The sequence below is a fragment of the Rhodococcus artemisiae genome (assembly GCF_036327795.1).
Taxonomy (GTDB): Bacteria; Actinomycetota; Actinomycetes; order Mycobacteriales; family Mycobacteriaceae; genus Rhodococcus; species Rhodococcus artemisiae.
Genome location: NZ_JAUTXY010000005.1, coordinates 295,128 through 318,486, shown reverse-complemented (window position 1 = coordinate 318,486; position 23,359 = coordinate 295,128). Strand labels below are relative to the sequence as shown.

Below are 23,359 nucleotides of genomic sequence, written 5' to 3'. Positions count from 1 at the left end.
TCTACCGCTCAGGTGTCGTGGTCCGAAGGCTCTCGATCATGATGATCGCGCGGTCGGCCATCCGCTCGAACAGTTCGTCGCTCGTCCAGTCGGGAAGAAGTGTGGCGCTACGAGATACCGGCGCCTCGATATCCGGATGTGCGTCGAGCCACTCCTTGGGGACGGGATCCTGCATGGCGCGCCGTGTTCTCTCGTCGGAGCGGTCGTAGCGGTAGTCGATCAGGAGCGCGTAGCCGAACACATCGATGAGGAATTGGGCGTGCCACGCCAGGGCATCCTCGATGGCGAGGCCGAGATCGGTGAGGAAGGCGAGCAGCTGTTCCGAGCGGAGGATGCGGTGCGGATGCAATTCGGACGGGGTCACGGTCTCGGCGAGTGGAAACAGCAGCGCTCGACCTATTCTCCGGTACTGCTCACGTGTGTTCCGGTAAAGCCCACGAACTGATGTACGCCAGTCGCCGACGTCGAGATCGTGCTCGGATTGGAGCTCCATCATGAGTGCCGCGAGCAGGTCGATGACGTCCTGCCGATCCGTCACGTGGTTGTAGAGCGCGCGGACGGTGACCCCGAGACGAGAGGCGAGGTTGCGCATCGTCAGCGCGGAGAATCCCTCGTCGGCGACCAGGTCGAGTGCGGTCTCGGCGATGAGTGCGCGGGTCAGCGGCGGTGTCGCGCTGTCTCGGCGAGGCCGGCCGCGCGAGCGGCCGGGGGTGCGGTCGTCGTCGGCGCTGGGCATGGACGTCACGCTACCGCTTCGAAGATTTAATACACGCACTGTTGAGTTATTGCATACGGAGGCCTACCGTTCGTGAGGTGACCCTTACCTCACCGGAAACGCTGGGCTCGATCGTCGCCCGCCACCGCGTCGGCCTCGCCTTTTCCGCGCTGTGTGCGATCGTCGCCGGTGCGTGTTCGCTCGCACCGTACGTGGCGGTGTACGCAGTGACGGTGGCGCTGTTCGACCCGTCCGGCGCGGGCTCCTCGGCACTCGGCTGGATTGCGGCTGCTACCGCAGTCGCGATCGTCGTCCGCGCGGTGTGCTCCGGACTCTCCACCCACGTCGGGCACGTCGCCGCCTACCGGATTCTGGCCGACCTGCGGCGCGCGATCGCGCGGAAGCTGCAACACCTTCCGCTGGGGCGCGTGCAGGCGCGCTCTGCGGGGGAGATGAAGAAACTCCTGCACGACGACGTCGAGCAGATGGAAGAGGCACTCGCGCACGGTGTTCCGGACATCGCCGCTGCTGCAGCCGTCCCGATCGCGACCACCATCGTTCTGTTCGTCGTCGACTGGAGGCTCGCGCTCGTCGCGTTGGGTGCCCTCGTACTGCTGGTGGTCGTTTCCGGTGCCGGGATGGCGCTCGCGTCGAAGAACAACGTCGCCCTCGCCGAGCACACCGTTGTCCTCAACCGCTCGGTACTCGGATATCTGCAAGGAATCAAGGTTATTCGCGGATTTCTGCGCCCCGACTCCGGCTACGACCAGGCGCGCGACGCGATCGTGACGGGCGAAGCGCTCCAGATCAGGGTGACGGCCGGGCCGCTCCGATGGGTCGTCGCGGTGATGACGGTGGCTACCGGTTTCGCGGTGGCGCTGCTGATCCCGATCGCGGGCACATCGTTCGCGAACGGCGGGATCGGACTCGCCACGCTCGCCTTGTTCCTGCTCCTCGGACTCGGCTATCTCACCCCGATCATCGGGTTGGTAGGCACTGTTGCGACGATCATGGCCCGCATCGAGTTCTCCGCGGGTGCGATCAGGGAGATCCTCGCGGAAGAGCCGCTGCCCGAGCCGGAAACGACGACCGTGCCGGTCCGTTTCGACATCGACTTCGACGGCGTGTCCTTCGCCTACTCCGACGACACCGCGCCGGTCCTGACCGGCCTCGATCTGCATATCGCGCAGGGCACCCGGTTCGCGATGGTGGGCCCCACCGGTGCGGGGAAGTCGACGATCGCCCGACTCGTCGCACGCTTCTGGGATACCACGGCGGGCACAGTGTCGATCGGCGGCGTCGATGTCCGCGACATTCCGCAGTCAGATTTGACGCGACTCGTGGCGTTCGTGCAGCAGGACGAATACCTCTTCGCGGCGACTCTGCGCGAGAACATCCGTGTTGCCCGGCCCGACGCCACCGACGCCGACGTGGAAGCTGCAGGACGCGCCGCGCAGTTGGACGCGTTCGTCGCCGATCTTCCGGATGGGTGGGATACGGAACTCCCGCCGGGAGGTGGGACCCTCTCCGGTGGTCAACGGCAACGTGTTTCGGTTGCACGCGCCCTGCTCAAGGATGCGCCCGTGATCGTGCTCGACGAAGCCACCGCGTCACTCGATGCGCACACCGAACAGGAAGCGCTCCGCGCAGTCCACGCACTGACGGAGGGTCGCACGGTGATCGCAATCGCGCACCGGCTGAGCACGATCCGCGACAGCGATCGCATCGCCTACCTCGAGAACGGGGCGGTGGCTGCGGAAGGCACCCACGACGACCTGATCGAGCGCAGCGACGGCTACCGCACGCTGTGGGATTCCTACACCCGAGCAGCAGGGTGGCATCTCGACCGGGATGACACACGCCCTCCTCTTCCTCCCGTCGCCCACACCACGACCCGCGCGACGGACGACAAAGACGCCGCGACCCGCGCGGTCGTCACACCCGGTATCGGGCAATTCGGTTTCATCCGCCAATGGGTGCACCTGCTCGGTAGGGGTAGGTCCGTCCTGCTGCGACGCGGTCTCCCGAAGCTTCTGCTCGAGGGGCTGGTACGCGGAATCCCGCTCTTGGCTGTGTTTCTCGTTCTCGACGCAGCGATCGACAGTGCAGCGGACGGGACCGCGCTCGATACCGGATTCGTCTGGCAGATCACCGCGATCCTGGGAGTCGGGCTCGTCGTGAGGCTCCTGGTGGGGCAGTGGGCCAACGGCACCGTATGGACCGTTGCCGCGAACAGCAAGGCCGACCTGCAGATGTCCGTCGTCGAGCGATTGCGGCGCGTACCACTCGGGTTCTTCTCCCGGATAGACAACGGCCGCATCACCACTCTCATCGCCAACGACATCCCGATGCTGGACTTCCAGAACGTGCCGCAGCAGATCGTCGGCGCCCTGATCCAACCTGTCTATGTCACCGTCATCCTCCTGATCGTGGATTGGCGACTCGCTCTGGCCGCTCTGATCGGGCTACCGGTGTTCTGGCTGCTGACCGTGTGGAGCGATCGCATCTACCATCGCGTGTTCGTGGACGTTCACGCCGCACGACGCGACGCGACGATGATCCTCGTCGAACAGGCCAAGGGCGCTTCGGTGCTGCGCGGCAATCCCGGCTCGTTCATCGCAACCCGATTCGACACCGCCGTCGACCGGCTGCGGCAGGCGTCGATCGACATGTCGGTGCGCGCGACTCCCGCGATCGGTCTCGGGTCGATCGCCGTCGAATCCGGACTCGTCGCGCTCATCGCGATCGGCGGCGCGCTCTACACCTCGGGTGCGGTGCCCGCGACCACACTGCTGGTGTTCCTGCTGCTCTCACTCACGCTCTACCAGCCGATCCAAGAACTCAACGCACTCGCCGGCTATCGACACAATCAGCAGCAGATCGCGGCGAAGATCGCCGAGGTGTGGGACGCACCCGTACTGCCGGAGCCCGAGAACCGCGCGGTTCCCGTCGACACGTCGATCGAGTTCCGCGATGTGGGGTTCTCGTACGACTCTGATGACAACGCTGCGCGTGCGGTACTGGCGGGGGTGTCGTTCACTGCGGCCCCAGGCACCATCACGGCGCTGGTCGGGCCGTCGGGTGCGGGCAAGTCGACGATCGCGAACCTCGCCGCGCGGCTCTGGGACGTCGACACCGGATCGGTCCTGATCGGCGGGCAGGATGTGCGCGACCTCGGCTCCGACACCGTGATGCGGATGGTCACCACCGTCTACCAGGAGGTATATCTGTTCAACGACACCGTGCGCTACAACGTCGCTCTCGGCAGGCCCGACGCCACCGATGATGAGATCTGGGCGGCCTTGGAAGCGGCACAGGCCGACGACGTCGTCCGGGCGCTACCCGACGGCCTCGACACCGTCGTCGACGACGGGGGCGTGAGCCTGTCCGGTGGTCAACGTCAGCGATTGTCGATTGCTCGTGCGTTGCTGAAGGATTCACCGATCCTCATCCTCGACGAAGCTGTGGCCTCCGTCGATCCCGACACCGAGGCCCGCATTCAGGACGCCATCGGACGGCTCGCCTCGGGCCGCACGGTGCTGGTGATCGCTCACCGGCTCGACACGGTCCGCGACGTCGATCAGGTGATCGAAGTGAGCGGTGGGACGGCCGTCGGCGTTGCGAGGGCGGTCTGACCACCGTCTCAGGCTCCGACCTGCGCGCGACACACATGCGAGGGCAACAGCTGCGAGCACGGTCCAATTGATCGCTTGCAGTGCCCAGTACGCGCCGGTGTCGAGCTCTGTGGACGGTGTGACGAGATTCGACGCCGCGAACACCAGTGTCGTGTTCATCAGTGCGTGCGCCCACGCGGCAGGCCACATCGACCCCGACAGGAGTCGAGCCCCGGAGAGGATGCATCCGGCGATGACGAGGTTGATGCTCGTCGCGACGACCTCCCGCATGGACAGTCCCCCACCCGAAGCGAAGCCGAGTGTGAGCGGCAGGTGCCAGAGCGACCACGCGAGGGCGATGACGATGCTTGCCTTCCATCGCCCGAGGGGCGTGAGCGCTGTCTGCAGCGCGCCGCGCCATCCGATCTCCTCGCCTGTCGTCATGAACATTGCGATGAGGGCGTACGGCAGCACCAACGGCACCAGGCCGAATGACTCCGGTGTCGGCTGCCATACGACGATTCCGACAGTCACCGCAATGGTTGTCGTCACGGCGGGTACCGCCACGAAGATCGCAAGCATCAGCCCTGCAGTGCGCAGGGCTCGTCCCGTCCGGAACGGACGAAGCGCGGCCCACTGTGTGAAGGGAACTTGCCGGCCGCCTGCGAACCATGCCGCGACAGCTGCCAGCGCCGGCGCCCACGACATCACGGGGACAACGGCATTGAACGTGTCGGGGGACGCACCCGTCAGCCACAACGGCGCCATGACGACAGTGGTGATACCGGCCAGCACGAGCGAGAACCACAGCACTGTGCGTCGGATCGTCGGATCTGGGGCAACGGCCGCCTGCTCGGCGTGGACCGGAATCGGCGAGTCCATCAGCGTCTCCTCTGGTGGGCCCCTCGGCCCTCACCCTGACTCTCGCTCCTCGACCCCCGCCGCCGGATCCCCCGACCGGATGTCCTGCCTCACCCGGAAGGATGAGACCCGGCGAGTCCGTGCTCGTAGGCGAAGATGACGGCGTGCACGCGGTCCCGCAGACACAGTTTCCCGAGCACAGCGCGAACATGTGTCTTGACGGTGTTCTCCGTCAGATGCAACTCCCGACCGATCTCGACATTCGAACGTCCGGCGGCGAGTTGCGTGAACACGTCCGTTTCTCGCGCGGTCAACACCGCGATCGCTGACCGGTCGGGTACCGGTGCTCGCCGCAGATACTCGAGGACGGATCCGGTGACCCCCGGTGCGAGCGCGGAGCTTCCTGCCGCGACGTCGCAGATCGCCTCGATGAGACGGCCCGGCGGGGTGTCCTTCGTGAGATAGCCGCTGGCGCCTGCCCTGACGGCACCGAGCACGAACTCGTCGAGATCGAATGTCGTCAGGATCAGTACCCGTGTGTCCGGCGCCATCAGCACGATCTGCTCAGTGGCCCGGATACCGTCCAGTCCCGGCATCCGAATATCCATGAGGGCCACGTCGATACGATGCGCACGTACAGCTTCCACCGCAGCGGCACCATCTCCGACACCTGCGATCACCTCGATGCGCGGATCTGCTCCGAGCACCGTCGCAAGGGAATCACGCAACAGCACTTGGTCGTCGACGAGCAGAACCCGAACGGGGTGGGCGATTGTCACAGGGTTTCCTCTACGGGGAATCGAGTACCGGGAATTGGGCGGTCAGGGTCCAGGAGCTCTCGGTGGCGATGTCGAAACTGCCGCCGGCCGCCGCGACCCGTTCGGAGATGCCGGTCAGGCCGGTACCCGGCGGCCCGGTCCGGAGCGGGCCTCGCCCGCCGTCGTCGCTGACCTGGACCGCGACGTGATCGAGGTGCCAGTCGACGGTCACCTCGACGGACACCGGGGCCTCCAGGTGGCGGAAGGCATTGGTGATGCCCTCCTGTGTGAGTCGGACCAGGGCGACCTCGGCGTCGGCGGCGAGTGGCTGTCGGGTGCCGTTCTCGGTGAGGGACACTCGATGCAGCGGTGTGCCGGCCGTGGCGACCAGGTCGTCGAGGGCATCGATGCCGGGCACCACATCGGACGCGTCCGGTGGGCTCGCGTCGAGAACTCGCAGCATGCCGCGCAATCCTCGCAGTGCGCTGCGCCCCGACTCGGCGAGTTGTGCAAGTGACTCGTCGGTATGAGCTTCACCGGTGCCGACACGCGCAGCTTCTGCTTGCGCAACCATGAGCGTGATCGAATGCGCGATGACGTCGTGCAGGTCGCGGCGGATGTGTGCGCGCTCCGTCCGGCGCGCACGATCGAGTGCGGCCTGCGCGTCGGCTGCCGCACGTTCGTTCTGCATCCGTGCAGTCCATGCGACGCCCCAGGTCACCGCCGCCACCGTGACGAGCAGTGTGGCCTCGAGAGTCTGCATCCACGGTGGCAGGTCACCGTCGGCTCGCGACGCCCCGATCGCCTCTGCCACCGCGATCCCGGTCAATGCCACCGCCAACGCGATCCACGGCCACGGTGTCGGCGCATCGAAGACGACCCGCCACAGGACCAGCAGGAAGCACAGCGCGGACGGCAGCAGGATTCCGCTCGACCAACCCGGTACCGGCACGAATGCCAGGACCAACATGGCCGTGGAGGCGACAGCGAATGCGGCGACCGCGGATCGAGCGGTGAGGAACACTGCACAGTGCAGGCCGAGCGCGGCGGCGCCGATCACCGCGAGGTCGAGCAGGCTCGAACCTGCCGCGTTCATCGCGACCATCAGCAACACGGTGGCGGGTGCGAGGACGACGGCGGAGAGCAGCACCAGAAGTCTCCACTGCCGCGTGCCATCGAGGTCGAACGTGGCAATGCGCACGGTTGACGAGTCTAGTGGGCGTCGCGAGCCGGGTGACGACCGAAGCTCGATCGTGCCTCCTCACACGGTACGTCGTCGAACGAAGGCCTTGACCGGTCGGTGAGGCGAACTTACGTTTGCGTTCGGTGGCGTCGACTGAGGGAGCACGCGGTGGCAACGACCGATTCGGAGGCGACGGGCGCTGGCCGGTCGCACACTCTGGGCACCGCGGAGTGGGTCGAGACCCGCGACGGGCGACGGCTCTTCAGCATGGTGCACACGGCCGTTGCCTTGCGGTGAGCAAACGTGAGCACGCCCCTGTTTGCTTCGCCATCAGGCAGCCTCACCTTCCGATGAGACAGTCCCGGTCTGACCGACAGTATCGTCGTGCCGGGTTGACGCTTCACAGCCTGCTGCGTTGACCACTCGCGTAGTCGCGGACTCCTGCGTGGCTCCACGTCCGTCCCCACCCGAATCGGTGGCGGCCGGGCTACTCCCGGTACCGGTCCCCGTTCCACCCGTGCACTGGGTCTCGCCGAGGCGGGCGAGGTTGATCGCGGCATTACGATCACGATCGACCGTCACACCGCAGTGCTCACCCACATACGTCCGGTCCGCGAGGGTCAGGTTTGGTTTCCGCCTGCCACACCACGAACACAACTTACTCGAAGGGAAAAAGCGGCCGGCCTCCACCAGCACTGAGCCGTACCAGCAGGTTTTGTAGCCGAGCATCCGCCGAATCTGCGCCAACGCCGCGTCCGCGAGCGCCAGGTTCAGGCCCTTCTTCCGCGCCCCACCCGCCGAACGCATCCCCGATGCATTCAAAGTCTCCACCACGATCACCCGATGCCGCTGCGCCAACGCGGTGGTCGCCTTGTGCAGCACATGCCGGCGGACCGCCGCAGCGTGGGCATGCGTCCGGCCGATCCGGCGTTGCTGCCGCACCCACCGTTTCGACGGCTGCCGTGTCGTTTTGGTCGACGGGTCGTACGGGCCGACCTGGCGGGCGTGGCGACGTTGCAACGCCCGCAGCCGCCCCTGGGCGGCGGTCAGCGACTTGGGTGCCGGAACCCGCTCGAGCTCGCGTCCGTCCGGCGTCGCAACAACCAGCAGAGCGTCGGCCTTGACCCCGACATCGACACCGACCACCGGATCGCCGAGTCCCACATGCGCGGGCACCTCGACGGCGCGGTGCACGAGGACCTGGAAGTGGGCCATCGGCCACGTCGACTCGGATGGTGTTCGGTGTGGCCGGTGAGCACGCACCAGCATCCAGGTCCTGACGGAAGATCGTAGGAAGGCGTTGGGGTGCACGCGCCGGGTATGCGCCCACGCGAGTGGCGTCACAATGCCTTGTCAATCACATTCGATCACGATTGTTCACGTTTGATCACAGAATGTCGAGCAGTTCGCAACCCCTGACGGGACCGATGCACCGACGGTCGTGTTCGAATCCGGCGCGGCCGCGGACAGGTCGAGTTGGGCACTCGTGCAGCTTCGGGTCGCCCGGTTCGCACGTGCGATCGTGTACGACCGATCCGGACTCGGACGCTCACCCGTGGACCCGGCAGGTCGCACCACCGATCGGATGGCCGATGACCTGGGCGACCTGCTCGACCACTTCGGTCCCCGACCGTTCATTCTGGTCGGTTCCAGTGCCGGCGGGCCCATCATCAGGCTGGCCGCGTCGCGGCGCCCGGAGCGGATCGCCGGACTCGTGCTCGTCGACCCGTCCGACGAAGCCTCCGACATCCTGCTGGGTAAGGGTTTCCGGACGATCGAGAAGATCTCGATCCCGATACTGATCGGACTCGCCCGGTTGCGCATGCTGAAGTACATGTTCGGTTTCCTCCTCAACGCATGCCCGGCGGATGTCCGCGCCGACATGGAGCGAGAAGCGTTCGAACCCAGGGTATTCCGTACTCAACGAGCGCAGGAACGCACCTTCCTCGACGAGATCTCCGCGTGGCGCGACAACCCACTCACACTCGGCGAGATTCCCGTCACCGCGATTTCCGGAGGACTCACCGGCGACGGCATGAACGCCGCGGCACGCGCATCCGCGAACGCGTCGCATGCCCATCGCGCCGCGCAGTCACCGCACGGCAGGCATGTGGTCGCAGAGAAGTCGAGCCACTACGTACCGATCACCGAACCCGAGATCATCGTCGACGAGATCGAGCGGCTGGGGCGGAACACCCCGGTGCGTGGATTCGGCTGAGTCAACTACCAGAACCACGCACCGGGGGCGCGTTGTCGGTCGCCGGAACGATCGAGTGCGCGAGGGCCTGAACGAGGAACTCGAGCTCGGGTGTCGGGACCGTGCCGGTGCGCACCACCCCGCACACGGGCACCCGCAGCAGGTGCCGTTTTTCGCGCATGAACTTGAGCCCCTTGCTCGGAGTCTCGGCGGCGGTGCTGGCGTAGAGCACCGTCCATGCGCGCGGGTTGGTGAGGACTTCGAGGGTTGCCGTGTGATCGCTCGCGATCGACGGACCGAAGCGTGCACGTCTGCCCACCTCGACGAACGCATCCTCGATGACACGGTGCAACAGAACCTGGCTGCTGCGAGGGGGGAGCAGCAGAGGATAGTGGGCCAGCTCGCCCAGGTCGACGGTCGAGAACGCCGACAGTGGATGCTGGCTCGAGGTGACCACCACCAGATCCTCGATTCCGAGCCGCATGGTTTCGAGCCCTGGCCGGTCCACCTCCCCACGGATGAGGGCGAGGTCGGCTTCGCCGGAGGCGACCGCGTTGACTCGGTCGGTGAAGTCCTTGATGACGAACTCGACGTCGATGTGGGGGTATCGCTCGCGGACCTGCGAGATCGCGTCGAGGCTCTGCGTCGCGAAGCTCATGTTCGCGGTGATCCGGATGCTGTCGCGGGGTTCGGTGGCCACCTCGAAGGCGCGCGCTTCGAGGCCGAGCACCTCCGACGCGATCGGCATCAGCCGCAGGCCTGCGGCGGTGAGCTTGACCGATCGCGTGGACCGGTCGAACAAGCTCGTGCCCAGCTCATGCTCAAGTTTCGCGATCTGGTGGCTGATCGCGGACTGCGAGATGAAGCACCGCTGCGCTGCGCGGGAGAAGCTGGACTCCTCGCCGACCGCGAGGAAGTAGCGTAATTGTCGGAAGTCCATCAAACCCCATTTATGAGCGAAACAGATAACAGTTTTTCGAATATCCCAGGTTACTGGATTCCAAGGGATGTAGATACCTAGGTTTGAAGTCATACAAGAACTTCAATGTGGAGGTATCGGCAGCATGGGTGGTGCAGACAAGGGAGAGACGACCGTCGTCGACCGGACCGAGGTAGTGATCGTCGGTTCCGGATTCGGAGCTCTTGCCGTGGCGAAGAAGCTGGGCAAGGCAGGCACGCCGTTCGTCCTCATCTCGGAAACCACCGAGCACCTGTTCCAGCCGTTGCTGTACCAAGTGGCGACGGGTGTCATCTCGCCCGGCGAGATCGCTCCCTCCGTTCGCGCCATCCTCGCGAAGTACCCGAACGCCGACGTGCGACTGGGCCGCGTTGTCGACGTGAACCCCGACGACAACACCGTCGTGTACGAGGCGGCAGGCCAGCGCCACACCCTCGGCTACGAGCACCTGGTCGCTGCGACCGGCGCCCGGCAGGCCTACTTCGGCCGCGACGAGTTCGCCGACCTGACCTTCGCTCTCAAGACGGTCAACGACGCCGAGCGCCTCCGTCGCCAGATCATCCGCTGCTTCGAGGAAGCGCACATCACTGCCGATCCCGAGCTCCGCAAGAACCTGCTCAGCTTCGTCGTCGTAGGCGCAGGCCCGACGGGTGTCGAGCTGGCCGGGCAGATCAAGGAACTTGCCCAGCGCTACTTCGCGGAGTCGATCGGCAACATCAAGGGTGAGGACGTCACCGTCACGCTCGTCGAAGGCGCCGACAAGGTGCTCCCGCCGTTCGGTGGCAAGCTCAGCGAGTACTCGAAGGTGTCTCTCGAGAAGGCCGGCGTCGACGTCGTTGTCGGCACCATGGTCACCGACATCGACGAGCACGGCGCCACCTTGAAGACGGCGAGCACCGGCGAGACCCGTCGCCTCACGGCCGAGACGATCATCTGGTCGGCCGGAATCCAGGCCAACGATTTCGCCGACGTGCTCGCCGAGCGCACGGGCTGCGAGACCGTCCGGAGCGGTCGACTTCTCGTCGACAACGACTTCACCGTCGGACGCGCCGACAACATCTACGCCATCGGCGACATGGTCACGCTCGACAACCTGCCGGCGCAGTCGCCGTTCGCGATGCAAGGTGGACGGCACGTCGCGAAGATGATCCTCGGCAAGGTGCCCGCGGGAACTGCGTTCCAGTACCGCGACAAGGGCAGCATGGCGATCATCAACCGCTTCCGCGCGATCACCCGCGTCGGCAAGATCGAACTCACCGGATTCATCGCGTGGGTCCTGTGGCTTGCCGTGCACCTGGTGTACCTCGTCGGATTCCGCAACCGGTACATCGCGGTGATGTCGTGGTGCGGTTCGTTCCTCGGCCACCGTCGTCCGCACTTCTACTACGCACAGGAACTCGAACCGGCAGCCCCTGCCGAAGCGGAGAAGCCGGCCGATGCGCCGAAGGCGGATGCATCGAAGGCCGATGCGTCCAAGACGGACGCGACCAAGCACCCGAGCAAGCGGGCGAAGAGGAAGGCCGCGGCGGCCGCACGCGTGCCTGTCCCGGTCTCATAGGAGCCCGGTGCCTCAACGAAAGTTCCACGGACGAGGCCCGATCGCAGGTAGTTGAAGGGTCAACGCAACTCTGCTGTTGGTCGGTGGTGATCAGATCGCGCAGACGCTCGGCTGGGTATCCCAGCCGAGCGTTTTGTGTCCTCGGATCGGCACCAGGTGGTGAATGCCTGACCGGGCGCCGAGCTTTTTGACTTCGCCGTCGAGTGGGCGCCCTCTGTGACGACGACGAGCATGTGCTTCCAACGTTCGGCTCGACGTCGCGCCGCAGCGAGTTGGGCTAGAATTATGTACATGACGACTCTTCCTGTTGCCGACGCCCGGGCACAGCTGTCGCGCCTGGTCGATGCGGCCGAACACACCCATGAGCGATTCGAGATCACCCGCAATGGACACCGTGCCGCGGTCCTGCTGGGCGCCGACGACTACGACGCGTTACGGGAGACGATCGCGGTCTTGTCCGATACGGATCTGCTGGCGGCGCATCTCACCGGGCGGGCCGAAGTCGAGACCGGGGACGTTGTCGATGCTCAGGAACTGTCCCGGATGATGCGCGATGCTCGGTCGTCGGGAGAGTGAAGACGCCGCCCGGTGACCGGTATCGGCTGGTGATGGCTCGCTCCGCTGCGCGAGCGCTGGCGACGTCGTTGCCGGAGAAGGTCGCAACTGCCGTGTACGAGTTTGTGACAGGTCCGCTACTGGAGAATCCGAGGCGAGTGGGAAAGCCTCTGGATCCGCCGCTTGCACCCGCATACAGTGCCCGCCGGGGTGCGTACCGGGTGCTGTATCTGATCAACGACGCGGACGCCACGGTCGAGGTCACCGCGATTTCCCACCGCGCCGATGCCTATCGCACGTGAATCCATGTGAGGTCGTGAGTGCCTCGGGATGCGTCAGTCTTCGGAGTGCTTCGACATCGTGTGTCGCGCGGGACTGATGGGTGCGCGCCACGACTCGACCGGGTATATGTATGCGAAGGGGGGCGCACACCAGGTCACGCACGGTGTTCGGTGGTCAGCACTCTCCTCCGTTCATCCGAGAGGAGTCGATGTGTCGATCCGATCCACGTCCGGTAGCGCGGCCAGGTCTCAGACCCAGCAACCGCGGCCGCGTCGCACTGTCGAGCACGAGGGGCCCTCGTTCACCGAGGCCATCCATTCCCGCCTGTTCTCGAATTACGAGCCGCCGCGTGGGGATCGTCCCGGAGCTGCCTGACGTCGGCCGAGCAGTAGGGCAGACTTCCGGAGTATGAGTGCATCGTCGAAGGTTCAGAGCACACGTATCGTTCTGGCGTCTCGCCCTACGGGCACGCCCACACCCGACAATTTCCGTACTGAGGTCGTCGACCTTCCAGGCCTGTCGGATGGCCAGGTCCTGCTGCGGACCGTCTACCTCTCGCTCGATCCCTACATGCGGGGGCGTATGAGTACCGCGAAGTCGTATGCGCAGCATGTGGAACTGGGCGACGTCATGGTCGGCGGCACGGTCGGGCAGGTCGTCGAATCGCGACATTCGGGCCTCACTGTCGGCGACTATGTCCTCGCGGGTACAGGCTGGCAGTCGCATGCAGTCATCAACGGTGATGAGGTACGCAAGCTCGACCCCGACGCAGCGCCGCTGTCCACGGCGCTCGGCGTGCTGGGGATGCCGGGGTTCACGGCCTACTCGGGACTGTTGAAGATCGGGCAGCCCAAGGAAGGCGAGACCGTCGTCGTCGCGGCTGCGACCGGGCCTGTCGGATCCGCGGTCGGTCAGATCGCGAAACTGAAGGGTGCTCGCGCAGTGGGTATCGCGGGCGGGCCGGAGAAATGCAGAGCCCTGATCGACGAATTCGGGTTCGACGCCGCTGTCGATCACCGCGACCCCGAGTTCGCGCAGAAGCTTGCCGACGCGGTACCCGACGGTATCGATGTGTACTTCGAGAACGTCGGCGGGCATGTCGCCGACGCGGTGATGCCGCTGCTGAATCTCTATGCGCGGATACCGGTGTGCGGGCTGGTTGCCCAGTACAACGGCGCCGACCTCGAGCGCCGCGACCGGCTGCCCGGATTCTTCTCGCTCGTGCTCGTCAAGAGCCTCACGATCCGGGGATTCATCCAATCGGAGTTCGTGTCCGAGATGTACCGCGACTTCCTGCGCGACGCGTCGGGTTGGGTGCGTAGCGGCGAACTGAAATACCGCGAGGACATCGTCGACGGTCTGGAGAATGCCCCCGAGGCGTTCATCGGTCTACTCGAGGGGAAGAACTTCGGGAAGCTGCTGGTACAGGTCGCGCCGGAGCGGTGATGGGTCAGCGCCGTGGTGTGGCAGTCGACCACAGCGCCCACAGAATCAGAACGGGCTGGAAGAACAGTCGGATGAGCCGCTTGCGGTCGGTGTCGAGCCCGAACGCGCTACGGCGGAGGCGATACTGTGCGAGATTGCCGGGGAAGACCGCGACGAAGAACAATGCGGCGATCCTGCCCACGCGAACGCGGTCGCGATCGAGAACCGCGAGGCCGGCTCCGAGCATGATCTCGACGCCTCCCGAAGCCATCACCACGCCGTCCTTGTCCATCGGAACCCAGTCCGGAACCTGTGCCTGGAAGTCCCTGCGAGCCCAGAAGAGGTGACTCATACCGGCGAAGATGAGGGCAGCAGCGAGGAGATATCGAGCAATCGCCCTCGGACGAGTGGTGGGTGGCGTTTCTGTGTGCTGATCACTCATATCGCGATCGTACGGACCGGACGGCCCCCGCAGCGGGTTCTCGACATCTTCGCGGCGGGGACCGGTCGGACGGGTCAGGCGATGCGCTCGAATACCGCAGCGAGGCCCTGTCCGCCGCCGATGCACATCGTCTCCAGTCCGTAACGTCCTTCGCGACGGTCCAATTCGCGCAGCAGCGTCGCGAGGATACGGCCGCCGGTCGCGCCGACGGGGTGACCGAGGGAAATGCCGGAACCGTTGGGATTGAGGCGGGCATCGTCCGCGTCGATGCCCCACGTGCGGATCACGGCGAGCGCCTGCGCTGCGAACGCTTCGTTGAGTTCGATGACGTCCAGGTCGGCGAGAGTCAGGCCGAGACGGCCGAGCGCCTTCTCCGTGGCGGGGACCGGGCCGATTCCCATGGTGCGCGGCGGAACTCCGGCCACTGCCCAGCTCGCGAGCCGGGCGAGGGGACGAAGCCCGAGCTTCGCGGCCTTGTCCGCGGTGGTGACGATGCTCAGGGCAGCGCCGTCGTTCTGGCCGCTCGCGTTTCCGGCGGTCACGGTGGACTCGGGGTCGACCTTGCCGCGGATCGGACGCAGCTTTGCAAGTGTCTCGAGGGTGGTGTCGGCGCGGGGATGCTCGTCGGTGTCGACGACCAGCGCCTCACCCTTGCGCTGCGGCACCGTCACGGGCACGATCTCCTGCGCGAACACACCGTTCTTCTGTGCGGCGACGGCACGCTGGTGCGACTGCACGGCGAGCGCGTCCTGGTCCTCGCGGCTGATGGAGAATTCGGCGCGCAGGTTCTCGGCGGTCTCGATCATGCCGCCGGGGACGGGGAAGTCGCGGCCGCCGGCGGTGACACGGGCACGCGCGAGCCGGTCGTTGAGTGCGACGGCTTCGCCCTTGATGCCCCAGCGCATTCCGGTCGCGTAGAACTCTGCCTGGCTCATGGACTCTGCGCCGCCGGCGAGGATCAGGTCGCTGCCGCCGGTCTGCACCTGCATGACGGCCTGCAGGATGGCCTGGAGGCCGGAGCCGCAGCGTCGATCCACCTGGATGCCCGGAACCTCGACGCCGAGACCGGCACCCAGTGCGGCGATGCGTCCGATCGCCGGGTTCTCACCGCTCGGGGATGCCTGTCCGAGGATGACGTCGTCGACGTCGGAGCCCGAGATACCGGTGCGCGACACGATCTCGCGGATGACGGTGGCGGCAAGGTCTTCCGGTGCGATGTCTTTCAGAACACCGCCGAAGCGGCCCACCGGGGTGCGAAGCGGTTCGCAGATCACTACGTCGGTCATTCATTCTCTCCGATCAATTGGTCTGGGTGCGGGCGTAATCCGACGAGATCTCGTCCGCGGCGGAAACGAGGGCGGGTGCCAGCCGGTCGCGGAGGATTTCGATGGGGTAGCGGGCGGCGTGGGTGGAGATGTTCACCGCGGCGACAACAGTGCCGGATGCGTCGCGGATCGGTGCGGCCAGCGACCGCAATCCCTCTTCGAGTTCCTGGTCGACGATGCAGAATCCGTCGCGTCGCACTTTGTCGAGCTCGGCGCGCAACGTATCGCGGGTCTGCACGGTGGTACCGGTGATGGGAGCCAGGTCGGCGCGAGCGAGGTAGTCGTCGAGTTCGCCTTCGGGCAGACCGGCGAGCAGGACGCGACCCATCGACGTCGCATAGGCGGGGAACCGCGTGCCGAGCGTGATCGTGACGGTCATGATGCGATTGACCGGAACGCGGGCGACGTAGACGACGTCGTCGTGATCCAGTACCGACACCGACGTCGACTCGTGGATCTTCTGGGCCAGCGCCTCGAGATGTGGACGCGCGACCTCGGGCAGCGACAGCGCCGACAGATAGCTGTATCCCAGTTCGAGGACCCGTGGGGTGAGCCAGAATTGGGATCCGTCGGTGCGCACGTAGCCGAGCTCGGTCAACGTGAGCAGGAAGCGGCGCGCGGTAGCGCGGGTGAGGCCGGTCGCGCGCGCGACGTCGGACAGGGTGCGACGCGGGTTCTCCGCACCGAACGCCTTGATGACGGACAGTCCGCGGGCGAGTGATTGGACGTAGTCGGGGGAGGCGTCCTTGGCGGGGGCGTCCTTCACTGCCGGGTCCGTCTCGGTGTCGGTCACAGCCGGTTCTTCCTCAGGTGGTCGGCGATCAGCTGCGTGACCTCGTCGGCCTGTTCGACGTTCGCCAGGTGCGCGCCGGGCGCGACGACGTGGAACTCGGAGGTGGCGATGCCCTCGGCCAGGGTCTGCATCGCTGCGGGTGGGGTGGCGGGGTCTTCGTCGCCGGCGATCACGAGGGTGGGGGCGGTGATGCGGGCGAGATCGTCGCGTCCGTCCCAGGTCGAGAGGGCCTCGCAGGATGCGGCGTAGCCCTCGTCGCTGGTGCTCTTCACCATCGCAATGTGCCGGTCGACGAGGTCCCGATCGCTGTCGAGGCGACCGGGGCTGAACCAGCGCGACACGATGGATTCGGCGATGGAGGCCAATCCCTCGGTGCGCACGGTCTGGGCACGATCGAGCCATGGCTGCGCGGGCAGGAACGCCGACGACGTGCACAGCAGCGTCAGTGAGCGGATGCGGTCGGGGTGGTTGGCTGCGAGCCACTGCCCGACGGCGCCGCCGAGGGAGAGCCCGACGTAGTGCGCGGTCTGCACTTTCAGGGAATCGAGCAGCGTGATGATGTCGGCGCCCAGTTCGCTCATCGTGTAGGGGCCCTGCGGCGTGGGCGAAGAGCCGTGTCCGCGGTGGTCGACGGCGATGACGTGCCAATTCGCGGACAGTGCATCGATCTGTGGCTGCCACATCGACAGGTCGGATCCGAGCGAACCGAGGAAGAGAACCGCCGGTGCCGACGGGTCTCCGTGCTGTTCGTAGTGCAGCGTGACAGTCAATTCATGCTCCATTTGTTCGCAATGAGGACGGATGGACGCTATGCGGACAAGGCTAGAGCGGACCGGCGCGTGAGGCAACGGTTCGGCCCGGATTTGTTCGCATTGCGGACGAGGGTTCACATTACGTACTCCGCCGGTTATTCTGGCATGCATGGACAAAGTCGTTGCCTCCGCCGCCGAGGCAGTAGCCGACATTCCCGACGGTGTGACCATCGCCGTCGGCGGATTCGGCCTGGTCGGCATCCCCGAGATCCTCATCAACGCGCTTCTCGAGCAGGGCGCGACCGACCTGGAGACTGTCAGCAACAACTGCGGTACCGACGGGTTCGGTCTCGGCCTGCTCCTCGAGAAGGGCCGAATTCGGCGCACCATCTCGTCGTACGTCGGTGCCAACAAGGAGTTCGCCCGCCAGTACCTCTCGGGTGAACTCGAAGTAGAGCTCACGCCGCAGGGCACACTCGCCGAGCGGATGCGCGCCGGCGGCGCTGGTATCCCCGCGTTCTTCACCCCCGCGGGTGTCGGCACCGCCGTCGAAGAGGGCGGCCTGCCGCTACGCTACGACGGACACGGCGGCATCAAGCTCGCGTCGCAGCCGAAGGAAACCCGTGAGTTCGACGGCCAGACCTACGTGATGGAACGCGGCATCGCCGCCGACTACGCACTCGTGCACGCTTGGAAGGGCGACCGGCACGGCAACCTCGTCTATCGGGCATCGGCCCGCAACTTCAACCCGCCCGCGGCGGCCTCGGGCCGGATCACGATCGCGCAGGTCGAGTATCTCGTCGAGCCGGGCGAACTGGACCCCAACGAGATCCACACCCCCGGTATTCATGTGCAGCGGGTCGTGCCCGTGGGCAAGGTCGAGGTCGGAATCGAGAATCGGACGGTGCGCTCATGACACAGACGGCCAAGGGTATGACTCGCGAAGAGATGGCCGCACGCGTCGCCAAGGAACTGCGCGACGGCCAGTACGTCAACCTCGGCATCGGGATGCCGACGTTGGTCCCGAACTTCATCGAGCCCGGTATCGAGGTCATCCTGCACGCAGAGAACGGTGTGCTCGGTGTCGGCCCGTACCCCACCGAGGACGAGCTCGATCCCGAGCTCATCAACGCGGGTAAGGAGACGATCACCGCGATCCCCGGCGCCTCGTTCTTCGATTCGTCGCAGTCGTTCGGCATGATCCGCGGTGGCCAGATCGACGTCGCAGTGCTCGGCGCTATGCAGGTCTCGGCCAAGGGCGACATCGCCAACTGGATGATTCCCGGTGCCATGGTCAAGGGCATGGGCGGCGCGATGGACCTCGTGCACGGCGCCAAACGCGTCATCGTGATGATGGATCACGTCACCAAGAAAGGCGAGCCCAAGATCTTCGAGGAGTGCGCACTTCCCCTGACCGGCAAGCAGTGCGTGCAGCGGATCATCACTGATCTCGCCGTCATCGATGTCACCGACGAGGGGCTGAAGCTCGTCGAGACCGCGCCGGGCGTCACCACCGAAGAAGTGGTGGCCGCAACGGCTGCGAAACTCATCGTCTGACCCGACCCCTGACCCCTCCAGTGAGCGAATGAATCACTCAGTCGATCTGATCGAGTGAGTGGCACATTCGCTCACTCAGGGTGGGTGGACTCGTCCTCGTCGGAGTCGGGTGGCTCCTCCGCCGACGTCGAATGCTCGACGAGTTGGTAGCGCGTTCCATAGGATTCGACGAGCGCCTGCAGAATTGCCACCACCGGGACGGACACGAGCGCTCCGATCGGTCCGAACAGCGTCGCGCCGACGATCACCGATCCGAAGGCCACGGCAGGATGGATCGCGACAGTACGCGCTGTGATGCGCGGGTGCAGCACATAGTTCTCCACCTGTTGGTAGAGGGTGCCGAACACGATCACCCACACCCCGTCCAACGGTTGCGCTGCGGCAGCGATGATCGCGGGTAGTGCGATGGCCAGATACGTACCCAGTGTGGGGATGAACTGCGAGACGACGCCGGTCCAGATCGCGAGTGGCAACCAATACGGCACACCGATGATCAGCAGGAAGATGCCTGTGAAGAAGGTGCTGAACGCGGCGAGAATGAGCCGTGAGACCACGTAGCCGCCGGCTTTGTCCACCGACGTCTCCCATACCTCCGTAATCACCTTCTGCTGCCTCGCGGGAAACCAGCTCGAGATCGTCCGCCGCATCTGCGGTCCTTGCGCGGACATGTAGAAGACGAACAGAAGTATCGTCAGCAGCTGGAAGAGCGCGCCGACCAGGGTGCTGACGACGCCGAGCACACCCGGTGTGAATCGCTGCGCGAGATCGCGGACCGTGTCGGGCGTGATGTGGAGCAGATCGTCGCCGGTCTTGAAGTTGGTATCGAACGTCCGGTTCGCCCAGTCCGTCACGCGGGACAAGGCGTCCGGAAGCGTGGTGAGCAGCTGCGCCACCTGTTCGGCGAGCAGCGCACCGAACAGCGCAAAGAACCCGACCACGAGGATGAAGAGGCTGACCAGCACGATCCCGGTGCCCGCACCTCGTCGTAGGCCGCGCCGTTCGAGCAGGTCGACGATCGGTTCGATCGTGACGCTGAAGAGCCATGCCAGGAACAGCAGGCCGAGAAAGCCTTTCAAGTTGTGGAACAGCCACCCCGACATCTGGTAGAACGCGACTGCGAGGAGCACCGCGATGATCGTCGGGCGCACCCAGCGGGGCGCACGCGGACGATCGGTCGCGGTCACGTCGTTGCTCATCGCACCTCCCCGGGCGATCGGCTATGACGCGGAATCTACCCGGTGGTCACCCGCGGCGCGGCGGTACCGACCTCGGTGGCCCGAATGAACCGAGCTGTGAGAGCGGCCAGTTCATCGGCGTGCGACCGCGGCGACCAATGCCCGGCGTCGAGAGGCGCGCGATGAAGATCGGACACCCACCGGTCGGTGTCCTCGTAACCGACGGGACGGACCGCCAGATCGCGGAGATTCTGGACAAGCTGCACGGGAACATCGGTCCGGCGTACCCGCGGCCGGAACAGATGCCTCCGGATGTTCGCCCGGTACAGCTTCATGCCGTTCACCATGTCGTCGGCCACTGTCGGTGAGAGCGGGCCGATCACCGACGGATCGGTCCGGTCGAAGACGCCGACGAAGCCCGGCCAGTGCCTGGCGAACCACCACCGCAGCGCGGGGACCGGGAGACCCGGGATCTGGAAGAGGACGGTGTACGCCGAGGCCAACGCCTGCTCGAGCGGCCCCAGCGGACGCACCTCCCGGAGACGTCGCCGCATCCACGTTCCGAGATGGTCGAGATTGGGCCCCGACACCGAGGTGTACGACGCGATCCGTCCGGCGGCGTTCGGCTCACACACGGCTTCCCAGCACAGCACCGCACCCCAGTCGTGCCCGAGCAGGTGCACGGGGGCGTCGGGGCGCACTGCGTCGATCACCGCGAACAGGTCGGACGCGAGATGTGCCAGCCGGTAGTCCGCGACGCTGCGGGGCACGGTAGACGCACCTGCTCCGCGATTGTCGAATCGGATGATGCGGAACTCGCCGGCCAGGTGGGGCACCACTCGGTCCCACAGGGCGTGGGTGTCGGGCCAGCCGTGCACGAGGATCAGGGTGGGGCCGTCGGGGTTTCCTTCCTCGACGGTGTGGAGGCGGATCTGTCCGTTGGTCACGGTACGTGTGCGCATGTGCTTCCTCAGAGGTCGAGTACGAGGCGGCCGTCGGCGCGGGAGACGCAGACAAGTATCTCCTCGCTGCGTTCGTCGTCGGTGAGCCGGTTCTCGCGGTGGTCGGGGTTGCCGGACAGGACGCGTGTGCGGCACGTGCCGCAGAAACCTTGACGGCACGAGTACGCGACATCGGGACGGTGTCGGCGGATCACGTCGAGTGCCGACTCGTCGGCGGACACCGCGAGGACCTCCCCGGTGCTCGCCAGCTGCACCTCGAACGGGCGACCGTCCACGATGGGGGGTGCACCGAACCGTTCGAAGTGCAGCGCGTGAGCGTCTGTGTGGTCGAACCCGGTTCGCACGGACTCGAGCATCGGTGTGGGACCGCAGCAGTAGACGGCGCCCCCGATGGGTGCGGCGGCCAGGAGGTCGGCGGCGGTGGGGAGTCCGTATTCGTCATCGGGGCGGATGAAAACCCGAGCGCCGTAGCGCTGTTCGAGCTCGCGGACGAACGGCATCGCGCTGCGACTCCGGCCCGTGTACACCAGGAGCCAGTCGGTTCCGGCGAGTTCGGCAGCGCGTGTCATCGCGAGGATCGGGGTGATCCCGATACCGCCCGCGACGAAGAGCGCCGGCCCATCGGCGACGAACGGAAATCCGTTGCGAGGTCCGCGCACCGACACCGTGTCACCGGGTTCGAGCGCGTGCATTTCGAGTGAGCCGCCACCGCCGTCGGGCACACGGCGCACCGCCACGACGTACCTGTCTGCGTCTGCGGGATCTCCGCACAGCGAGTACTGCCGGCGCCGCCCGGATTCCAGGTGCACGTCGATGTGCGCGCCCGGGTGCCACGACGGCAGCACGGTGCCGTCCGGCGCCTGCAGCGTCAACCGGACCACATCGTCGTCGGCAGCCACGACCTCCTTGCGCGACACGGTGAGCCGCATCTCCGGGTCGGGCCGTGCGACGTTCTCGGTCCCGGTGCCCAGCGGGGTGACCACGCCGACGTACCGGTCGACGAGCACCTTCAGCACGCCCATCCCGCGGTCGGGGCGGCTGCGTCCGCGGAGGTCGCGCGGACGGTCGCGGCGATCCAGGAGGCTCATCATCTTTTTGCTCCCCGGGCGGCGGGGGAGGTTGCGAGGTAGCGGACGGCCTGAGCGGTCGACCCCTCCTGGCTCGGGGCGTACGTGCGGTGGAAGTACCGCGACAGTCGCTTGGCGAGGTCGAGCGGCCCGGGCATGGTGCCGCGTCGGCTTGCAGCGAGCCAGTCGGAGACGTGCGGCGTGCGCGTACGCGCGGCACCGTCGGCGAGTCGAGGATCGTTTGCCATGAGGAACCGGGTGCCGCGAATCCACAACCAGATGAGAATCGGGGCGACGATGATCTGCGTCCGGAGGCGTCGTGCTTCGCCGGGGTCGAAATAGCGCATCACGTCGTACGCGACGCTGCGGTGTTCGACTTCTTCCGCGCCGTGCCAACGCAGCAGATCGAGCATCGTGGGATCCGTTCCCGCTGCGTCGAGCCCGTTCGCGTTGAGTACCCAGTCGCCGAGAAACGCCGTGACGTGCTCGATCGCCGCGATGATGGCGAGACGCTCGACGAGGTAGTTCTGTGCGCGCAGACCGGTCAGGGGGCGTGGTCCGAGGAGCCGCCCGAACATCCATTGGATCTGGTCGGTGAACGGCGCGGGGTCGAGTCCCCGAGCGTGGAGGTGCTCGAGCACACCCCGGTGTGCGTTGGCGTGGACCGCTTCCTGCCCGATGAATCCGAGGACGTCCTCGCGGAGTTCCTCGTCGTGGATGTGGGGGAGCGCTTCTTCGAAGGTCTCGACGAACCACTCCTCCCCGGCCGGGAGGAGCAGATGCAGCACGTTGAGCACGTGGGTGCTGAACGGATCACCGGGGACCCAATGCGCGGGCAGCGCACTCCAGTCGAAATGGACGTCGCGGGCGTGAAGGAGTACGCGATCGGGCGCGGTGGACATCACAGTGCTCACGGGCGAAGCAGGGCCGTGTGCGTGGCTGCAAGTGTTCATGTGAGCGAAGGTTACCGTAACTGACGGTAATATGTAATGGGGTGTCGACGTGATCGGCCGGAACGGTATTCCGTGTGGTGGAGACGAAGAGGGAGTGGACGCCGAAAAGACTTCAGGCCCGGCTTCCGAGGAAGCCGGGCCTGAAGTTCTCGTAGCGGGGACAGGATTTGAACCTGCGACCTCTGGGTTATGAGCCCAGCGAGCTACCGAGCTGCTCCACCCCGCGT

General features: G+C 66.1%; 21 protein-coding genes, 1 tRNA gene and 2 pseudogenes. 9 read left to right on the top strand and 15 right to left on the bottom strand.

Features of this window, described 5'->3' with window-relative positions; genetic code table 11:
- Position 1: 1 nt before the first annotated feature.
- Positions 2 to 736, bottom strand: a complete 735-nt coding sequence (locus Q7514_RS13945) for a TetR/AcrR family transcriptional regulator (RefSeq protein ID WP_330133853.1) — start codon at positions 734 to 736, stop codon at positions 2 to 4.
- Here Q7514_RS13945 and Q7514_RS13940 point away from each other — a divergent pair.
- A pseudogene (locus tag Q7514_RS13940) lies at positions 649 to 4,122 on the top strand (ABC transporter ATP-binding protein); the annotation flags it as partial. The gene Q7514_RS13945 and the pseudogene Q7514_RS13940 sit on opposite strands and share 88 nt — an antisense overlap.
- Positions 4,123 to 4,152: 30 nt before the next feature.
- Here Q7514_RS13940 and Q7514_RS13935 read toward each other — a convergent pair.
- From Q7514_RS13935 to Q7514_RS13925, 3 genes are all read right to left on the bottom strand, one after another.
- Entirely contained in the window at positions 4,153 to 5,211 is a 1,059-nt protein-coding gene (locus Q7514_RS13935; protein ID WP_330133852.1) for a CPBP family intramembrane glutamic endopeptidase, read from the bottom strand.
- A gap of 89 nt (positions 5,212 to 5,300) precedes the next feature.
- Positions 5,301 to 5,969: a response regulator gene (locus tag Q7514_RS13930; protein ID WP_408016084.1), complete on the bottom strand. Its 669-nt coding sequence runs from the start codon at positions 5,967 to 5,969 to the stop codon at positions 5,301 to 5,303.
- Positions 5,970 to 5,979: 10 nt separating this feature from the next.
- The gene (locus Q7514_RS13925) at positions 5,980 to 7,149 is read right to left on the bottom strand and encodes a sensor histidine kinase (protein ID WP_330133851.1); all 1,170 of its coding nucleotides are present in this window, start codon (positions 7,147 to 7,149) and stop codon (positions 5,980 to 5,982) included.
- Positions 7,150 to 7,299: 150 nt separating this feature from the next.
- Here Q7514_RS13925 and Q7514_RS13920 point away from each other — a divergent pair, with 150 nt between their 5' ends.
- Positions 7,300 to 7,428 carry a hypothetical protein gene (locus Q7514_RS13920; RefSeq protein WP_330133850.1) on the top strand — a complete coding sequence of 43 codons (129 nt, stop codon included), beginning with the start codon at positions 7,300 to 7,302 and terminating at the stop codon, positions 7,426 to 7,428.
- A 33-nt stretch (positions 7,429 to 7,461) separates the two neighbouring features.
- Here the strand turns inward: Q7514_RS13920 and Q7514_RS13915 are convergent, their stop codons facing one another.
- Positions 7,462 to 8,346 (bottom strand): RNA-guided endonuclease TnpB family protein, encoded by an 885-nt coding sequence (locus tag Q7514_RS13915; protein WP_330133849.1) that lies wholly within the window; start codon positions 8,344 to 8,346, stop codon positions 7,462 to 7,464.
- 226 nt (positions 8,347 to 8,572) lie between these two features.
- On the opposite strand from Q7514_RS13915, the gene Q7514_RS13910 reads away from it, so the two are divergent.
- A complete protein-coding gene (locus Q7514_RS13910; protein ID WP_330133848.1) occupies positions 8,573 to 9,349 on the top strand; it encodes an alpha/beta fold hydrolase in 777 nt (258 codons plus the stop codon).
- Position 9,350: 1 nt separating this feature from the next.
- On the opposite strand, the gene Q7514_RS13905 is transcribed toward Q7514_RS13910, so the two are convergent.
- Positions 9,351 to 10,268 carry a LysR family transcriptional regulator gene (locus Q7514_RS13905; RefSeq protein WP_330133937.1) on the bottom strand — a complete coding sequence of 306 codons (918 nt, stop codon included), beginning with the start codon at positions 10,266 to 10,268 and terminating at the stop codon, positions 9,351 to 9,353.
- Positions 10,269 to 10,392: 124 nt separating this feature from the next.
- Here Q7514_RS13905 and Q7514_RS13900 point away from each other — a divergent pair, with 124 nt between their 5' ends.
- The 4 genes from Q7514_RS13900 (at position 10,393) to Q7514_RS13885 (ending at position 14,127) form a co-directional block, all read left to right on the top strand.
- Positions 10,393 to 11,844, top strand: a complete 1,452-nt coding sequence (locus tag Q7514_RS13900) for an NAD(P)/FAD-dependent oxidoreductase (RefSeq protein WP_330133847.1) — start codon at positions 10,393 to 10,395, stop codon at positions 11,842 to 11,844.
- Between the two features lie 285 nt (positions 11,845 to 12,129).
- Positions 12,130 to 12,420, top strand: a complete 291-nt coding sequence (locus Q7514_RS13895) for a type II toxin-antitoxin system Phd/YefM family antitoxin (RefSeq protein WP_408016083.1) — start codon at positions 12,130 to 12,132, stop codon at positions 12,418 to 12,420.
- 32 nt (positions 12,421 to 12,452) lie between these two features.
- Positions 12,453 to 12,701, top strand: coding sequence for a type II toxin-antitoxin system RelE family toxin (locus Q7514_RS13890; protein ID WP_330133845.1), 249 nt, complete (start codon positions 12,453 to 12,455; stop codon positions 12,699 to 12,701).
- Positions 12,702 to 13,089: 388 nt separating this feature from the next.
- Positions 13,090 to 14,127 carry an NADP-dependent oxidoreductase gene (locus tag Q7514_RS13885; RefSeq protein ID WP_330133844.1) on the top strand — a complete coding sequence of 346 codons (1,038 nt, stop codon included), beginning with the start codon at positions 13,090 to 13,092 and terminating at the stop codon, positions 14,125 to 14,127.
- A gap of 4 nt (positions 14,128 to 14,131) precedes the next feature.
- On the opposite strand, the gene Q7514_RS13880 is transcribed toward Q7514_RS13885, so the two are convergent.
- From Q7514_RS13880 to pcaD, 4 genes and pseudogenes are all read right to left on the bottom strand, one after another.
- A complete protein-coding gene (locus tag Q7514_RS13880) occupies positions 14,132 to 14,548 on the bottom strand; it encodes a DoxX family protein (RefSeq protein ID WP_330133843.1) in 417 nt (138 codons plus the stop codon).
- Between the two features lie 74 nt (positions 14,549 to 14,622).
- Positions 14,623 to 15,834 carry an acetyl-CoA C-acetyltransferase gene (locus Q7514_RS13875; protein ID WP_330133842.1) on the bottom strand — a complete coding sequence of 404 codons (1,212 nt, stop codon included), beginning with the start codon at positions 15,832 to 15,834 and terminating at the stop codon, positions 14,623 to 14,625.
- 13 nt (positions 15,835 to 15,847) lie between these two features.
- On the bottom strand, positions 15,848 to 16,666 hold the full coding sequence (locus Q7514_RS13870; RefSeq protein WP_330133841.1) for an IclR family transcriptional regulator: 819 nt from the start codon (positions 16,664 to 16,666) through the stop codon (positions 15,848 to 15,850).
- A 14-nt stretch (positions 16,667 to 16,680) separates the two neighbouring features.
- Positions 16,681 to 17,436, bottom strand: a pseudogene (pcaD, locus tag Q7514_RS13865) (3-oxoadipate enol-lactonase); the annotation flags it as partial.
- Positions 17,437 to 17,587: 151 nt separating this feature from the next.
- Here pcaD and Q7514_RS13860 point away from each other — a divergent pair.
- Both Q7514_RS13860 and Q7514_RS13855 read left to right on the top strand, forming a co-directional pair.
- Positions 17,588 to 18,334, top strand: a complete 747-nt coding sequence (locus tag Q7514_RS13860; RefSeq protein WP_330133840.1) for a CoA transferase subunit A — start codon at positions 17,588 to 17,590, stop codon at positions 18,332 to 18,334.
- Complete coding sequence (locus Q7514_RS13855) at positions 18,331 to 18,975, top strand: CoA transferase subunit B (protein ID WP_330133839.1); 645 nt, start codon at positions 18,331 to 18,333, stop codon at positions 18,973 to 18,975. Before Q7514_RS13860 ends, Q7514_RS13855 begins: the two co-directional genes overlap by 4 nt.
- Before the next feature lie 71 nt (positions 18,976 to 19,046).
- Here the strand turns inward: Q7514_RS13855 and Q7514_RS13850 are convergent, their stop codons facing one another.
- The 5 genes from Q7514_RS13850 to Q7514_RS13830 all read right to left on the bottom strand — a co-directional run bounded on the left by Q7514_RS13850 (position 19,047) and on the right by Q7514_RS13830 (position 23,358).
- Entirely contained in the window at positions 19,047 to 20,171 is a 1,125-nt protein-coding gene (locus Q7514_RS13850; RefSeq protein ID WP_330133838.1) for an AI-2E family transporter, read from the bottom strand.
- 35 nt (positions 20,172 to 20,206) lie between these two features.
- Entirely contained in the window at positions 20,207 to 21,112 is a 906-nt protein-coding gene (locus Q7514_RS13845) for an alpha/beta fold hydrolase (protein ID WP_330133837.1), read from the bottom strand.
- Positions 21,113 to 21,120: 8 nt separating this feature from the next.
- Positions 21,121 to 22,203 carry a PDR/VanB family oxidoreductase gene (locus Q7514_RS13840; protein WP_330133836.1) on the bottom strand — a complete coding sequence of 361 codons (1,083 nt, stop codon included), beginning with the start codon at positions 22,201 to 22,203 and terminating at the stop codon, positions 21,121 to 21,123.
- Positions 22,200 to 23,093 (bottom strand): metal-dependent hydrolase, encoded by an 894-nt coding sequence (locus Q7514_RS13835; RefSeq protein ID WP_330133835.1) that lies wholly within the window; start codon positions 23,091 to 23,093, stop codon positions 22,200 to 22,202. Before Q7514_RS13835 ends, Q7514_RS13840 begins: the two co-directional genes overlap by 4 nt.
- A gap of 191 nt (positions 23,094 to 23,284) precedes the next feature.
- A tRNA-Met gene (locus tag Q7514_RS13830) sits at positions 23,285 to 23,358 on the bottom strand.
- Position 23,359: the final 1 nt, after the last annotated feature.

What these genes read in the sequence shown, in the direction of transcription:
- Q7514_RS13845 (WP_330133837.1), bottom strand. Translation starts at nt 21,112, where the DNA reads ATGCGCACACGTACCGTGACCAACGGACAGATCCGCCTCCACACCGTC.
- Q7514_RS13880 (WP_330133843.1), bottom strand. Translation starts at nt 14,548, where the DNA reads ATGAGTGATCAGCACACAGAAACGCCACCCACCACTCGTCCGAGGGCG.
- Q7514_RS13885 (WP_330133844.1), top strand. Translation starts at nt 13,090, where the DNA reads ATGAGTGCATCGTCGAAGGTTCAGAGCACACGTATCGTTCTGGCGTCT.
- Q7514_RS13935 (WP_330133852.1), bottom strand. Translation starts at nt 5,211, where the DNA reads ATGGACTCGCCGATTCCGGTCCACGCCGAGCAGGCGGCCGTTGCCCCA.
- Q7514_RS13905 (WP_330133937.1), bottom strand. Translation starts at nt 10,268, where the DNA reads ATGGACTTCCGACAATTACGCTACTTCCTCGCGGTCGGCGAGGAGTCC.
- Q7514_RS13840 (WP_330133836.1), bottom strand. Translation starts at nt 22,203, where the DNA reads ATGATGAGCCTCCTGGATCGCCGCGACCGTCCGCGCGACCTCCGCGGA.
- Q7514_RS13860 (WP_330133840.1), top strand. Translation starts at nt 17,588, where the DNA reads ATGGACAAAGTCGTTGCCTCCGCCGCCGAGGCAGTAGCCGACATTCCC.
- Q7514_RS13890 (WP_330133845.1), top strand. Translation starts at nt 12,453, where the DNA reads ATGGCTCGCTCCGCTGCGCGAGCGCTGGCGACGTCGTTGCCGGAGAAG.
- Q7514_RS13915 (WP_330133849.1), bottom strand. Translation starts at nt 8,346, where the DNA reads ATGGCCCACTTCCAGGTCCTCGTGCACCGCGCCGTCGAGGTGCCCGCG.
- Q7514_RS13850 (WP_330133838.1), bottom strand. Translation starts at nt 20,171, where the DNA reads ATGAGCAACGACGTGACCGCGACCGATCGTCCGCGTGCGCCCCGCTGG.
- Q7514_RS13900 (WP_330133847.1), top strand. Translation starts at nt 10,393, where the DNA reads ATGGGTGGTGCAGACAAGGGAGAGACGACCGTCGTCGACCGGACCGAG.
- Q7514_RS13875 (WP_330133842.1), bottom strand. Translation starts at nt 15,834, where the DNA reads ATGACCGACGTAGTGATCTGCGAACCGCTTCGCACCCCGGTGGGCCGC.
- Q7514_RS13855 (WP_330133839.1), top strand. Translation starts at nt 18,331, where the DNA reads ATGACACAGACGGCCAAGGGTATGACTCGCGAAGAGATGGCCGCACGC.
- Q7514_RS13895 (WP_408016083.1), top strand. Translation starts at nt 12,130, where the DNA reads ATGTACATGACGACTCTTCCTGTTGCCGACGCCCGGGCACAGCTGTCG.
- Q7514_RS13945 (WP_330133853.1), bottom strand. Translation starts at nt 736, where the DNA reads ATGCCCAGCGCCGACGACGACCGCACCCCCGGCCGCTCGCGCGGCCGG.